The 13,269-nt window shown below is 34.7% G+C and carries 10 protein-coding genes; 5 read left to right on the top strand and 5 right to left on the bottom strand.

The window, feature by feature from the left end; all coding sequences use genetic code 11:
• Positions 1-11: 11 nt before the first annotated feature.
• Positions 12-1,331: an exopolysaccharide biosynthesis polyprenyl glycosylphosphotransferase gene (locus tag UABHE_RS16630; RefSeq protein ID WP_372371451.1), complete on the bottom strand. Its 1,320-nt coding sequence runs from the start codon at positions 1,329-1,331 to the stop codon at positions 12-14.
• A 273-nt stretch (positions 1,332-1,604) separates the two neighbouring features.
• On the opposite strand from UABHE_RS16630, the gene UABHE_RS16625 reads away from it, so the two are divergent.
• The 3 genes from UABHE_RS16625 to UABHE_RS16615 all read left to right on the top strand — a co-directional run bounded on the left by UABHE_RS16625 (position 1,605) and on the right by UABHE_RS16615 (position 4,652).
• Complete coding sequence (locus tag UABHE_RS16625) at positions 1,605-2,339, top strand: alpha/beta hydrolase (RefSeq protein WP_372371450.1); 735 nt, start codon at positions 1,605-1,607, stop codon at positions 2,337-2,339.
• Between the two features lie 51 nt (positions 2,340-2,390).
• Positions 2,391-3,440 (top strand): dipeptide epimerase, encoded by a 1,050-nt coding sequence (locus tag UABHE_RS16620; RefSeq protein ID WP_372371449.1) that lies wholly within the window; start codon positions 2,391-2,393, stop codon positions 3,438-3,440.
• Positions 3,441-3,614: 174 nt separating this feature from the next.
• The gene (locus UABHE_RS16615) at positions 3,615-4,652 is read left to right on the top strand and encodes a serine/threonine-protein kinase (RefSeq protein WP_372371448.1); all 1,038 of its coding nucleotides are present in this window, start codon (positions 3,615-3,617) and stop codon (positions 4,650-4,652) included.
• Between the two features lie 27 nt (positions 4,653-4,679).
• Here the strand turns inward: UABHE_RS16615 and UABHE_RS16610 are convergent, their stop codons facing one another.
• The 4 genes from UABHE_RS16610 to rarD all read right to left on the bottom strand — a co-directional run bounded on the left by UABHE_RS16610 (position 4,680) and on the right by rarD (position 9,000).
• Positions 4,680-6,602, bottom strand: a complete 1,923-nt coding sequence (locus UABHE_RS16610) for an NAD(+) synthase (protein ID WP_372371447.1) — start codon at positions 6,600-6,602, stop codon at positions 4,680-4,682.
• Positions 6,595-7,314 (bottom strand): UDP-2,3-diacylglucosamine diphosphatase, encoded by a 720-nt coding sequence (locus UABHE_RS16605; RefSeq protein WP_372371446.1) that lies wholly within the window; start codon positions 7,312-7,314, stop codon positions 6,595-6,597. Before UABHE_RS16605 ends, UABHE_RS16610 begins: the two co-directional genes overlap by 8 nt.
• Before the next feature lie 4 nt (positions 7,315-7,318).
• Positions 7,319-8,014 carry a response regulator transcription factor gene (locus UABHE_RS16600; protein WP_372371445.1) on the bottom strand — a complete coding sequence of 232 codons (696 nt, stop codon included), beginning with the start codon at positions 8,012-8,014 and terminating at the stop codon, positions 7,319-7,321.
• A gap of 95 nt (positions 8,015-8,109) precedes the next feature.
• A complete protein-coding gene (rarD, locus tag UABHE_RS16595) occupies positions 8,110-9,000 on the bottom strand; it encodes an EamA family transporter RarD (RefSeq protein ID WP_372371444.1) in 891 nt (296 codons plus the stop codon).
• 189 nt (positions 9,001-9,189) lie between these two features.
• Between rarD and UABHE_RS16590 the strand changes: the two genes are divergently transcribed.
• Positions 9,190-10,308 (top strand): methylated-DNA--[protein]-cysteine S-methyltransferase, encoded by a 1,119-nt coding sequence (locus UABHE_RS16590; RefSeq protein ID WP_372371443.1) that lies wholly within the window; start codon positions 9,190-9,192, stop codon positions 10,306-10,308.
• 218 nt (positions 10,309-10,526) lie between these two features.
• A complete protein-coding gene (locus tag UABHE_RS16585) occupies positions 10,527-12,725 on the top strand; it encodes a HEAT repeat domain-containing protein (RefSeq protein ID WP_372371442.1) in 2,199 nt (732 codons plus the stop codon).
• The last annotated feature ends 544 nt before the right edge of the window (positions 12,726-13,269 follow it).

Here is a 13,269-nt window from a genome sequence, read left to right as displayed (position 1 = left end):
CTATAATATAGTTACAAGCCCTTCAAAGTTATTACAATCGAAATTGTGCGTAATAGGATTAGGATATCCAACCAGATACTACAATTTTTAATGTAAAAAAGATCATATTCTAAACGAATGATTGCTCCATCATCACTATTAACATAACCTTGATTGATAACCGCCCATCCTGTAATTCCCGGAGTTGTATGATGACGTAAATTATGATATGGGATTTTACGAGCAAATCTTTCGCATTGATCCGCACTAAGAGGTCTTACACCGACAAGAGAAAGATTTCCGCACAACACATTCCACAACTGAGGTAATTCGTCTATTCGCGTTTTACGTAGTAATTTACCAACTCTAGTGATGCGTGGATCTTTGCTTTGTGTCCAGGTTTCATTTGTTTCGTGGACAACAAACATTGTACGCAGTTTCCAAAGCCGAAAATCTTTACCATTCTTTCCTCTACGTATTTGTGAAAAAAATATCGGGCCCGGTGAATCAATTTTTATAAATAGTGCAATTATAGGAAAGAGTGGCATCCAAATCATGAGACCAATCAGCGCCCCACTCAAATTCAAACATCTCTTTAAAAATTTATAAAGTACCATATCCCTCTGTGTATTGAGTAATTCAAATAAATCAGGACATTTTAACGACACGCGCGAATAAAACTCTTCATAAAATAAATAAATTGAGGTAATCTGAACTCCTCTATCATTTAACATATTCAACTGAATAATTTCATTCTCTGTCATTTCTTTAGGATTGTATATTACACGATGTATTTGTTGTGTCGATGTCAACTTTATAACTTTATTCACATTTGTGGATGAAAGAACCTCTGTAACTTCAAAATAATTACTACTCATAACTTGATCAAAATCGAATAATTTTTCTTTACTGAGAATAATAATTTTTTGCCGCATTTTTTCCAGAGAAAATATAGCAAAATGTGCAAAACGCCAAACCATCGTTAACAAACAAGAGACAAAACAATATATGAGAACTGTACTACGAGGAAGAGAATTACGGGGAGAAAAAAAATAGAAAACAACATAAACTATCCAACAAAAGATAGTTATTCTTATTGGTTCCTGCAAAGATCGAAAAATTTTTTGTAAGTTTTTATGATTGTACGAATCAGAAATAACTGATATAAAAACCCACAAGATTGTCAAAAAAAGAATAGTCCAATATTCTTGCACAGAATAATGAAAATTTGCATACACTGGTAATACAAAAAATGATAAAAATCCTGATAAAACAAGAAGTAACACATCGCCTATTTTTAATAGTAAAATTTTACTACGCAACGACCACACTCTCTTACTTCTTTTTATCATTTGAATCCATTTCTTTATGAGCTTTTATTGCACAGTGATAATCAAATGGCTATCTTATTTTCGCAAAGTATAAAATATTAGCAGTTTACATAATATCTTGCAACTGATATTTTTCATATCAATCCTAATTTTTCTAGCCTAAAAATTTTAATTTAAGTGAATAATAAACATATCTTTTTGGTTGAGATTACAACTTAATCTTGGTAATTTTTCTGAACAAATCATAATTATCGCTATCAAAGTAAACGTTAGCAAAAAAACGAAAGGCCTTTTATGCCACAAAAAATAATATTTATGCATGGTCTAGAATCGGGAATACTAGGCAAAAAAAGTCAATATTTACGTGAAAACTTTGAAAATGTATATACACCCGATATGCAAATGTCGATGCTAAACCTTAAGAAAAAAAATAGCATCATTCGCAACGTTACAAGAACATGGATTTTCCGTATGTGGACTTTTTTTATTATTATTGTTCTTTTTCGACTATCTTACGATTGGCAAAGTTTAGCTTCTTTGTTCTTTTCTTTTGTTAGTTTTTTTCTGATAAAAAAACGAATATTCCAATCGGCTCTTAGTATGTCCTTACAACAATGTACAAGTATACAAAGCAAAGCTCTGCAAGATTTCAAACCAGATCTCGTCGTTGGCTCTAGTTGGGGAGGGCTTATTGCCTTAAACTGCATTACCCAAAAAATTTACAATTGTCCTGTTGTTCTTATTGCCCCTCCAGTTAAAATGGTCTTGAATAAAGTTGATTTTAGTGGACAAAACTGGGAAAATATTTGTGAAAAAACAAAACAAATATCTTCCTTAGTACATATAGTTCATGGAGAGAATGACAAAGTTGTTTCTATCGAAGATAGCAAAAAACTCGTAGAAAAAACAAAAGTCTCTTTGCAAATTATTCCGCAAGGTGATCACAGTTTAAATTACCCTCTACTAGAACAACAAAACGCGCTTTCACTTAAGAATATAATTCGCGAATTAGAAAACCGTTTTCAATAGATCTGCGACGAGAATCTTTAGTCATTTTTTACAACAAGGAAGCAAGAGAAGATGCAAATTATCGACATTAAAGTAACCCACACTCACCTACCGCTAGAAAAAGAATTCCGTACTGCACTACGTACGGCAACGGAAATCCCCCTTGTAGATATAGAGCTTATTTCCGATAGTGGAAAAAGTGGTTTTGCCTCTACATGCGCAACGACAAAAGTTACTGGTGAAACAATTTCCTCTATTTGCGCTGCTATAAAACAGTTCATATTCCCAGCTATTGTTGGTAACAATGTCCGAAACTTAAACAATATACTACAAAAAATTCAAGATAGTTTACCAAATAACTATGGTGCCAAGGCAGGTATTGATATGGCGGTTTACGATCTGTATTGTAAATCACTTGGGATAAAATTGCACAATCATCTTGGCATTTTTCGCTCTCAACTTTCATCGAGTATGACTATTAGCTTAGGTAATATTCCCGAGATGTGTAGCAATGCTCAGGAAGCCGTTGATACAGGTTTCACTGCTCTGAAAATTAAAGCGGGTAAAAACGTTGATGAAGATATAAAAGCTATTCGCGAAATTCGCAACGTAGTAGGGAAGAACATTTCTTTGCGTATTGATGCAAACCAGGGATGGCAAAAACGCGAAGCAGTACGAGCCATTCATGCGCTCAGTAGCGTTGGTAACATAGATTTTATCGAACAACCAGTAAAAGCACATGATCTTTGTGGCATGAAATGGATTAAAGATCGCGTAGATATCCCAATTATGGCCGACGAAAGTGTTTTTAATTACTACGATGCGATGGCCGTTGTGCAGCAACAAGCGGCAGATTTTATTAACATAAAACTACTTAAATGTGGTGGTATTTTTAGCGCTACGAAGATTGTTCATGCCGCAGAAAGTGCTGGAATAGCGTGTATGTTAGGATGCATGATGGAAGGGCCTAAATCTATAGAAAGCGCCGCAATGTTTGCTTGTGCACATAAAAATATTACCATGGTTGACCTTGATAGTTTGTATTTTTTGCGAGAATTTACCTTGCCTTCTTATATCACCTATGCAAAAGGCAACATATCCATAAAAACAAACCTCTCATAATTGAGACCAACACGAATAAACATATTCATTCCCTGTTGTCTATTGAAAAACACTGGCAATAAATAGAGTTTTTATATACTATATGTGTTGTGTGCTATTTTTGGTAAGAATTTTTTGGTTGCGTTCTATCCGGCTTTGGTAACATTTTTAATCAATTTTGTCTAGGAGCTTTCTTTGATAGCAAAAGAATTTACTTTTATTCCAAAACAATTCGAAATACAAAAAGTAATAAAATCACATAAATACTATAAAATTTTATTTGCGAAAAACCAAGATATCCAGCAATTTGTATTTATTAAAGCACTTACCGCTGAAGGTGGCCAAGATATTTTTATTACCAATGAGTTTCGTAGAGAATGCCGCCTAGCTAAAAAAATGTCTTCGTTAGCTCACCCATGTGTACCTCGCATTATTTATGTAGAACATGGCATGTGTCCACGGTTTTATATGATGGAAGGAACGGATGGTATAACACTAGAAGAGAGTATACTCGAGCAAGAAATCCCTTGTGAAATCGCAACGCGAATTACCTTGCAACTTGCACAAGGTTTAGAAGTTTTACATAGAGAATATTCAATACTACATCGAGATTTATCACCAGATAACATATACCTTACGCAAGATTTACAGCCTAAAATTTGCAACTTACAATCAATAAAAAATGCTGATGTTGCAACAATCACTTCTCAGGGAGGTGTAAAAGGTGCTATACTTTTTACTGCCCCCGAAATTTGCTCAGAACAATTTGATTATTCTATTCAAAGTGATATGTATTCCCTAGGGCTAATATTTTTATACATGTTACAAAGAAAAATGCCAATAGAGTCATTGGAAGATTTATTTGATTTCGATATAATGCAAATACCTCTAGATAATTATAGTGCGCAGAACACTTTACAAAAAATGCTCCACCGCGACCCACAAAAACGCTTTACAAGTTATGGAGAATTAATAGTAGAACTACAAAAGATATACAGCGCTTACACACCTATAAAAGTTGCTACAACAAATAATATTAGTGATTCGCGATTAAGTATTTGGGAAGCCAAACTCGATAGCCTAACAAAAAAACTAGCTATCCTTGAACAAAAACAAGACAATTTAACACAAGCACTGAACGTTACTCTTTCAAGCATGAATAACAAGATGAAGCAATTAGAGAACGACAATAGCCAAATAAAAAATTATCTAAATCAAATATTTAACAAATAGCACCAAAGAGCTGCGAGATCGTAGGCTCTAAGGACAATCTTTCAACCACAGCTTACTTTCTGCATCACTAGGCATACGCCAATCTCCACGTGGTGACAAAGATACAGCAAGAATTTTCGGCCCATCAGGTAAACAAGAACGTTTATACTGTTGTTGAAAAAAGCGTTTATAAAAAATACGCAGCCATTTACTAATTTCTTCAGGACTATACTCTTTATAAAATGTTTGTTGTGCAAGGTAGAATATTTTTTGCGGGGCAAATTGAAAATACAAATGGTGGTACAAGAAAAAATCGTGAAGAATATAAGGGCCAACTGTGTCTTCCGTTTTTTGCTCAATTTCATCATTGTTATGAGGAAGAAGTTCTGGTGAGATAGGCGTTGCCAAAATACCATTCAATATTTTTCCAAGTTTTTTATCTACAGTAGCCGCATACCATTCAAGCAAGTGAATAATAAGCGTTTTTGGGATTCCAACATTAACAGAGTACATCGACATATGATCAGCATTATAAGTACACCAACCAAGAGCTAACTCTGACAAATCGCCTGTTCCAACAACAAAACCACCTACCTGATTTGCAACATCCATAAGTATTTGTGTACGCTCACGTGCTTGTGCATTTTCAAAAGTAATATTATGTTGTTGCGGGTTATGGTCGATATCAGAAAAGTGCTGAAGCACAGCCTCTTTTATAGATATCGTTCGTAAAGTAACTTGCAAATTTTCAGCTAATTTTTCCGCATTACTCTTCGTTTGCGATGTGGTTCCCATTCCTGGCATAGTAATCGCTACAATATCTACACATTTACGCTTAAGGCGTTTTATTGCTTTGACACAAACCAACAAAGCGAGTGTAGAATCTAAGCCACCAGAAACTCCGATAACAAGTTTACATTTGCCGATATGCTCCATTCTCTTTGCAAGAGCGATAGATTGCAATTCAAGGATTTCACTATAAGATTTTTCTTTGTTCTCTAATGGCAAAAAAGGAAATCGAGACAGCGGTCGTTTGAGTTTTCTTGCTCCGTTACTTCCTTGAAAACAAAATTCAATAAAGCGCATTTTTTTTGGTGAATTACTTGTAAAAAAAGTACTATTCTTAAGACGTTGACATGTTAATTTTTCTACATCGAGATCAGAAATAATAATATTTGTCTCATTGCAAAAACGAGAAGATTCCTCAAGCACAGTACCACTCTCAACAATAAGAGAATGCCCAGCGTAAACAAGGTCTGTTGTCGACTCACCTGGTCCACATGAAGCATAGATATAACCAGAGATACAGCGTGCAGACTGGACTGTAACTAGAGATTTTCTTAGGTCTACTTTTTCAATATATTCATTGCTAGCTGACCCATTACAAATAATAGTAGCACCATTTATGGCCATTTCTCCACTTGGCGGAGCTACAGCCCACAAATCTTCACAAATTTCTAAACCAATAATACACTTGCGAAAATTGGCGGCACAAAATAACAGATCCGTTCCAAACGGAATAGCTACCCCATCCCAGTACAATGTATGATAAGGATGATCACTTGCAGAGCAAAACCACCTTTTCTCATAAAATTCGTTAGTATTAGGCAAATGTGTTTTTGGTACTGCGCCCAATATTTTTCCGCGAAAAATGGCAACTAAACAATTAAATAACTTATTTTGTACTAGAACAGGAAGTCCAACAACAATGAAAATATCATTTTTTTTTGTAGAACATGCTATTTCGTGCACAGCTAAACGCGACTTTTCAATAAGAATTTCTTGATAAAACAAATCACCACAACTGTAGCCACTAATACATAACTCTGGAAATACGACAATATGACAATGTTCTTTACACGCCGTATCAATTGTGCTCATGATTTCCTGAGTATTATAAGTGACATCTGCTACTTTTAACTTCGGACTAGCAGCAGCTACGCGAAGATAGCCACGAGCAAAATTAGTCATACGATTTCTCTTTGTATACAAACTGATTATTAGACCATTCCAAATAGGAAATACACATATTTTTGCATTCAGGTAAAACGTAAAGTTGTTTTTGGTCAGTTTCATTTAATATTTTGTGGTGAGGTTCATGCGTATGTCCGCAAATTAAAATATCGTGGTTGGCATTATCGAGGATATTTGAGATATGGTTATAATCCAGGCTCATGTCTGTTTTATCTTTGTTCTTGGTGGCCTTTTTACTCTGTTGTCGAAATTTCCGGCCTATTTTAACGCAAAGATTACTAGGTATTAATCGAGACAAATAATAAACGAATTGACTTTGTAGCCATTTTTTCATAGCAAGATAGCTTTTATCTCCCGTGCATAATGCATCACCATGGTATAAGACCACGCGGTTTTTACCTAATTCAAGACTATAACCATCCTCAATTACCTTACCACCCAAGCGTTTTTGAAACAGCGGCGAGAACAAAAAGTCGCGATTTCCTGCTAAGAAAAAAATAGGCTTTTGTTTGCATTCCTTTCTTAGGAATCGCAAAAAATGGCGCACATATCCCAAATTTCCCTGTGCGTTTCCAGCCCAAAAGTTAAATAAATCTCCCATAATAAAAATGGGAACTTGTTGCGAAGCAATAAATAATTCGAGCGCTTGTAATCGTCCAACTTCTCCGATATCAATATGTAAATCGGCAACAAATATAACTTTTATCATATTGTTAGCTTGCTTCTTGTATCTGAAACTTATAGCCTATCCCACGTACCGTTAGAATATGGTTTGGCTGTGTCGCTTCTTTTTCTATTTTTTGGCGTAATTTGTTGATAAAATTATCGACGGTACGCGCTGTTCCAAAATAGTCAAATCCCCAGACCTTGTTCAATATCTCTTCACGCGATAAAACCTTACCCTTGTTTTGAACAAGTAAAGTCAAAACATCAAATTCTTTAGGAGACAACTCAATTTTCTCTTCCCCTTTGTGAACAGTTCGTCCTTGGAAGTTTACCTTAATATCACCGAACTGCAAAATATCATTCACTTTATCTTCAAATTTTCTTTTGCGTCTTAAAACAGCATTTATTCTGGCGATGAGTTCTCTAATAGAAAATGGTTTTGCGATGTAATCATCAGCTCCTAAGTCTAAACCCATAATCTTATCTATTTCTTTGTCTTTCGCCGTTAACATTATAACAGGCAAGGGAAGATTTTTTTTGCGAACAGTTTTGCAAACTTCAAAACCATTTAGTTTTGGTAACATCACATCAAGAAGAAGTAAATCTATAGGCTTATTAAATATTATTTCTAATGCTTCTTCCCCGTCTTCTGCACACAAAACATTAAACCCTTCGAATTGCAAGTTTTTTGTCAAACCAAGCAATATCGCAGGATCATCTTCTACAACTAAGATCGTTTCCATAAATTTTCCTCAGACCAAGTTAAGTGTCACAAAATTTTTTTGAGGCGATACTCGAATCATAACACAACCATTAAACAAAAATCAAGTTGAATTGGTTAGGTTTCCTCTAAGACCTTCGTCATTTTTGATTGTTTAAAAAATATGTAGCTCTCGATACAAAAGACCAATATAGCCAACCAAATAAAAGAAAACCCTATAAGTTGCGAAAAAGAAAAGGCTTCTTTGTATAAAAACACCCCCAATAAGAACTGTAGTGTCGGTGCTATATATTGTAAAAACCCCACAGCATACAATTCAATTCTCCTGATTCCAGCAGCAAAAAAAAGCAGTGGCGCCACTGTAACAACTCCAGTAGAAATAAACAAAATCTGCGTTGAAAATCCACTGTAATAGAAATTACCGTCTTTTTGCACCTCAATATAAAGTATATAAAAAATAGCTGGCAAAATCATAAAAGCCGTTTCAAGAAATAGCCCAGCAAATGCTCCAAGAGGAACGACTTTACGAATCAAACCGTAGAGAGTAAAGGTTCCAGCCAAAGTAAAGGCAATAAAAGGAAAGTGTCCGTAAACAAATGTCAAATAAAAAACCCCTATCGCAGCAATAGCCACAGCCGCTATTTGCCCGCGCCGCACCTTTTCCTTAAAAACGCAAACGCCGACTACGATGTAAAGAAGAGGATTAATAAAATACCCTAAACTTGCCTCCACTAAATATCCGTTATTTACCGACCAAACAAAAATTATCCAATTACTAGTAATTAATATCGACGATAGTAATCCCAGTAAAATTGTTTTAGGTGATTTGCGCAACAATGAAACCCACTGCCAATTACGTAAAGCAGTTAAAAAAAAGATCATTGTAATGCAAGACCAGAACATACGATGAAAAATAATTTCTATCACTGGTATATGCGAAAGTTGTTTCCAAAAAAGAGGAAAAACTCCCCACAACAAATAAGCACAGATAACAAATATATACCCCACAGTAAGCTCCAAAATAATTGTTTGACTACAACACCTAAAAACCACTAAAATTTATTAGGGCATGTACAATCGAGTAATATCAAGAATTTACAACCTAACAACTCTTGAAACTCAGCTATTTTACAATGACTTATCTATGAAACAAACTTTAAATGACATTTATCTTCCCTACAATGCTAAGGAATCACCATGCTAAACTATACATTCGATACTGAAATTGGAAAAATGACCATTTCATGGGAAAAAGATAAAATCCAACTTATTTCTTTACCAGAACGTGGTATGAGAAACTCGAAAAGCAAACCTCCCAAATGGGTAAAAGAGTCTGCGCAACAAATTCAAAAACATCTACAGGGAAAGTATTGTGATTTTGAAAACATACCTCTAGATTTCTCTAGCTTTACCGAATTTCAAAAACTCGTATACGATGGATGTCAAAATATCGCTGTTGGCAGTACAATGAGCTATGGGGAATTGGCAGAAATAATAGGAAGACCTAGAGCTGCAAGAGCTGTAGGGACTGCTTTAGGAAAAAATCTTTTCCCTATAGTCATTCCTTGCCATAGAGTATTAGCTTCAGGAAGGAAAATAGGTGGCTTTTCTGCTGAAGGAACTATATCTACAAAATATCGTATACTAGAGATTGAAAAAGCCAAAGTAAATAATGTTCCTTCAAAAATACCTGAGTGGCTGAACGCCATGGAAATACTAGCCAACAAAGATAAAAAACTAGGTAAATCGATGCGCAAGATTGGTACTTTTCATCTAGAAAAATCTTCCGCACATTCTATTTTTGAATCACTTGCAATGTCTATTGTTTTTCAACAACTAGCAGGAGCAGCGGCGCGAGCTATTTGGCAACGATTTTGTCAATTATTTCCTCGCGAAATTCCAACAGCAAAAAAATTAATACGTATATCTGATGAAGTTCTACGTTCTGTCGGACTTTCGCGTAATAAAATGCTCGCCATTCGCGATTTAGCCCAAAAAACATCTAACAAAGAAATTACCACTGACATAAAACAGCTCGCCAATATGAGCGACAAAGAGATAATAAAAGATTTAACCCAAGTTCGTGGAATTGGAAACTGGACAGTGCAAATGTTACTAATGTTTTTTTTACAGCGCCTAGATGTTTTTCCTGAAGATGATTATGGTATTAGTAAAGGTTTTGCGGTTCTCTATGAACTAAAAAACTTACCTAAACCAAAAGAAATGAGAGAAGCAGCTAAAAAGTGGCAACCATACCGTACAATCGCATCTTGGTATCTATGGCGTCTAGCGGATTTAGAAAAAGAAAAAACGTAAATTCAAACGAAATAAGTCACAAATAGTTACCGCAGAATCCCACACAAGCGGAAAACTAAGTGGCTTGACAAAAGTAGGGCTTTATTTTTATAGCGCGGCGCGACGAAGGCGCGTAGCGTAGCTGCGTAACAAAGGAGCAACAAAGCTAGAAAATTAAAGAACAAAATGCCAATGGGTAAATACTTTTGGCAGGTCACTTATATTTATAAAGGAATACAATGAAAAAATGGTTATTTATTATAGTAATAGTTATTGCTATAATTTTCTCGATCTTAGCATGGAAAAATTACCAAGTAAAACAATACATACAAAAACTAGAATTACAAGCAGATCAAAAACTCAAAAATGGTGAATATTTATCTTCTCTAAAATTACAGATTTTAGCAATTGAAAACGGTGGAGATAATAATATTAAAGTTCGAAGGTTACTAGAACATATTAAGTCTAACTTTCCGCAAAGAACTATTGAGTTCTCAAAAGAAGCCTACAAATCTAAAGATTCGTTTGTACGTAGTGAAGCTATTAACATTTTGTGGCAAGTTGATGATAAAAGGGCGTTACCTATTTTATTAAATGCCTTAGAAGATCCTGATAAAGACATACAAGCACCTTTGCAAAAAATTGGAATGTTAGGACTAAAGGCTAGCAATGCAGTCCCTCACTTAATTAACATTATTACTAATCCAAAAAAAGATAAACATTTACGCATAATGGCTATCCAAGAACTGCCAAGAATTGCAAACGAACAACAGACTGCACAAATAGTAAAAGTTTATCTAAGATGTCTAAAAGACACAGATTCTTACATTCAAGATTCAGCATTGTCTTCTCTAGGTAATTTTGAGCATACTGCACACCAAGCAGTACCTGACTTAATTACATTTATAAAATCAAATAAAAACAACAATTCTACTTCTTTAAGTTTAAAAGTTAGAGCATGCCAGACTTTGGGGGAAATAGGCGATACCGCAGCGCCAGCAATACCATTGATATTAGAGATATTGCAAATAACAAATGATCATCATCAACGACTGCGTTTGATTGAGGCTTTAGGAAGGATTGGCACAAAAGCCAAACAAGCCGTTCCACAAATTATTCCTTTACTGGGTAGCAGAGAAGACACCTATGTAAGAATCGCGCTAGAAAATATAGGGATTGATATAGAGTACATTGATGATCTAATCAAATACAAACAATATGCTCCTATTTACTACAATGAAAAATATCTCCCTGCCATCGCTAAGAACTTAGAAAACTCGCGGCAAGAAATTCGATTACACGCTTGCGAATTACTAACTCGTTTATGTTCAAATAAGTTATTGTATGTACACAAATTTGCTACAAAATCTGTCAAAACAAGCTTATTGTCAATGCTGAATAACGATGATAAAATTGTAGGTGATATATTGTGGATATTGGCTGACTTGAAATATACAGACACAAAAATACTATTCGAAAGATTTGTTAAACACAAATCCTATAAAATAAAAATTCCGGCTGCTTATGGTCTTGTCATTTCAGGAGAGAAACAACATGTCGATATCTTATTGTCAGCCATTAACCATCAACAAAAATCCGTCAGAGAAAATGTATACAAAGCCCTACATCATATCAGACAACGCGGACTATTCCGTAATCAAAAACTAGCAAAAAGCATTGCGTCTCCACTATTACAAAAGTTAAAAAACACTAACAAAATAGACCACCTCACTGTTCGCATGTTGTGTGAAGTAGGCGAAGGATTACCATATCTTTTGGAAATTTTTTCCAACTGCAGCGATCGTTCACAAAACACTATTGCCTATTCCCTACCAAGATTTGTGCAATACGATATAGTTACTGATTTTGCCCTGGAATTTTTATCCAAGACCGAAGGTTTTACACAGAGTTGTATTATTAAAACACTTGGAACTATTAGAGCACAAGCTAAACAATCTGTTCCTCAGTTAATCAAGCTTATAAATCAAGATACAAATAGTGAGGAGGCGATATATGCTCTCGGTAAAATTGGCCAGATCCAGGCGATATCTCCTCTTCTAAAAAATCTAGAAGATCGAAATAATCGTTTTCAAGAGAACATTTACATAGCACTAGGAGATATAGGCAAACAACCAGAATTGGTAGTACCTATTTTACTTAATAAATGGCAAGAGCTACAGCAAACGAGAATGTTACTTGTGCCGCAAAAAATGTCAATTGCATACGCATTAATTCGTTACGGTAAACCAGAAATTGGCCAACCTTACATCATCAAAAATCTAAAGTCACAAAGTAGTTTTAGACGCAATTACGCGCTGCGAATTTTAGAACAACTAGGTAAGAGAGCGTTTTTCGCCAAGCCTTTATTAGAAAAACTAAATAGCAGTATGCGTAATCATTTTAGAATTCAAAGTATTTTGGAAACAATAGAAGAATAAACCGCAAATTCAATGATAAAACAGTGGTAACGTAAACCATTGATATAAAAAGACTTTTGTGACCTTCAGCTTGAAGGTCACAAAAAAGTCAGTGTTTATGATGCTTAGAAGCGAAAAACTGCATTTTCTCGCGATATTCCAAATGCGAATTTACTGTAAGTATCTGTTATAAAAAGACTTTTGTGACCTTCAGCTTGAAGGTCACAAAAAAGTCAGTGTTTATGATGCTTAGAAGCGAAAAACTGCATTTTCTCGCGATATTCCAAATGCGAATTTACTGTAAGTATCTGTTATAAAAAGACTTTTGTGACCTTCAGCTTGAAGGTCACAAAAAGGAATGCCATTTACAACACTTCCTTATCCAAATTTTTTATAAAAAAATATAAACCATAAGCTATTTTATAGCAATAACTTATTTACAAAAACAAAAAAAACCGCAAGTTTTCCGTAATTTTATATTGACTAGCATTTATCATATGCTATAATGTTTATATAACAATAGAAATTACAAAGTGATATAACAAAAAAGAAACTAAAATAAGTT

This window comes from Candidatus Uabimicrobium helgolandensis, assembly GCF_041508025.1.
Lineage (GTDB): Bacteria > Planctomycetota > Uabimicrobiia > Uabimicrobiales > Uabimicrobiaceae > Uabimicrobium > Uabimicrobium helgolandensis.
Note: the sequence above shows the minus strand (reverse complement) of the source record. Positions and strands in the feature narration are given on the sequence as shown.

What these genes read in the sequence shown, in the direction of transcription:
- UABHE_RS16620 (WP_372371449.1), top strand. Translation starts at nt 2,391, where the DNA reads ATGCAAATTATCGACATTAAAGTAACCCACACTCACCTACCGCTAGAA.
- UABHE_RS16625 (WP_372371450.1), top strand. Translation starts at nt 1,605, where the DNA reads ATGCCACAAAAAATAATATTTATGCATGGTCTAGAATCGGGAATACTA.
- UABHE_RS16600 (WP_372371445.1), bottom strand. Translation starts at nt 8,014, where the DNA reads ATGGAAACGATCTTAGTTGTAGAAGATGATCCTGCGATATTGCTTGGT.
- UABHE_RS16605 (WP_372371446.1), bottom strand. Translation starts at nt 7,314, where the DNA reads ATGATAAAAGTTATATTTGTTGCCGATTTACATATTGATATCGGAGAA.
- UABHE_RS16630 (WP_372371451.1), bottom strand. Translation starts at nt 1,331, where the DNA reads ATGATAAAAAGAAGTAAGAGAGTGTGGTCGTTGCGTAGTAAAATTTTA.
- UABHE_RS16585 (WP_372371442.1), top strand. Translation starts at nt 10,527, where the DNA reads ATGAAAAAATGGTTATTTATTATAGTAATAGTTATTGCTATAATTTTC.
- UABHE_RS16590 (WP_372371443.1), top strand. Translation starts at nt 9,190, where the DNA reads ATGCTAAACTATACATTCGATACTGAAATTGGAAAAATGACCATTTCA.
- UABHE_RS16610 (WP_372371447.1), bottom strand. Translation starts at nt 6,602, where the DNA reads ATGACTAATTTTGCTCGTGGCTATCTTCGCGTAGCTGCTGCTAGTCCG.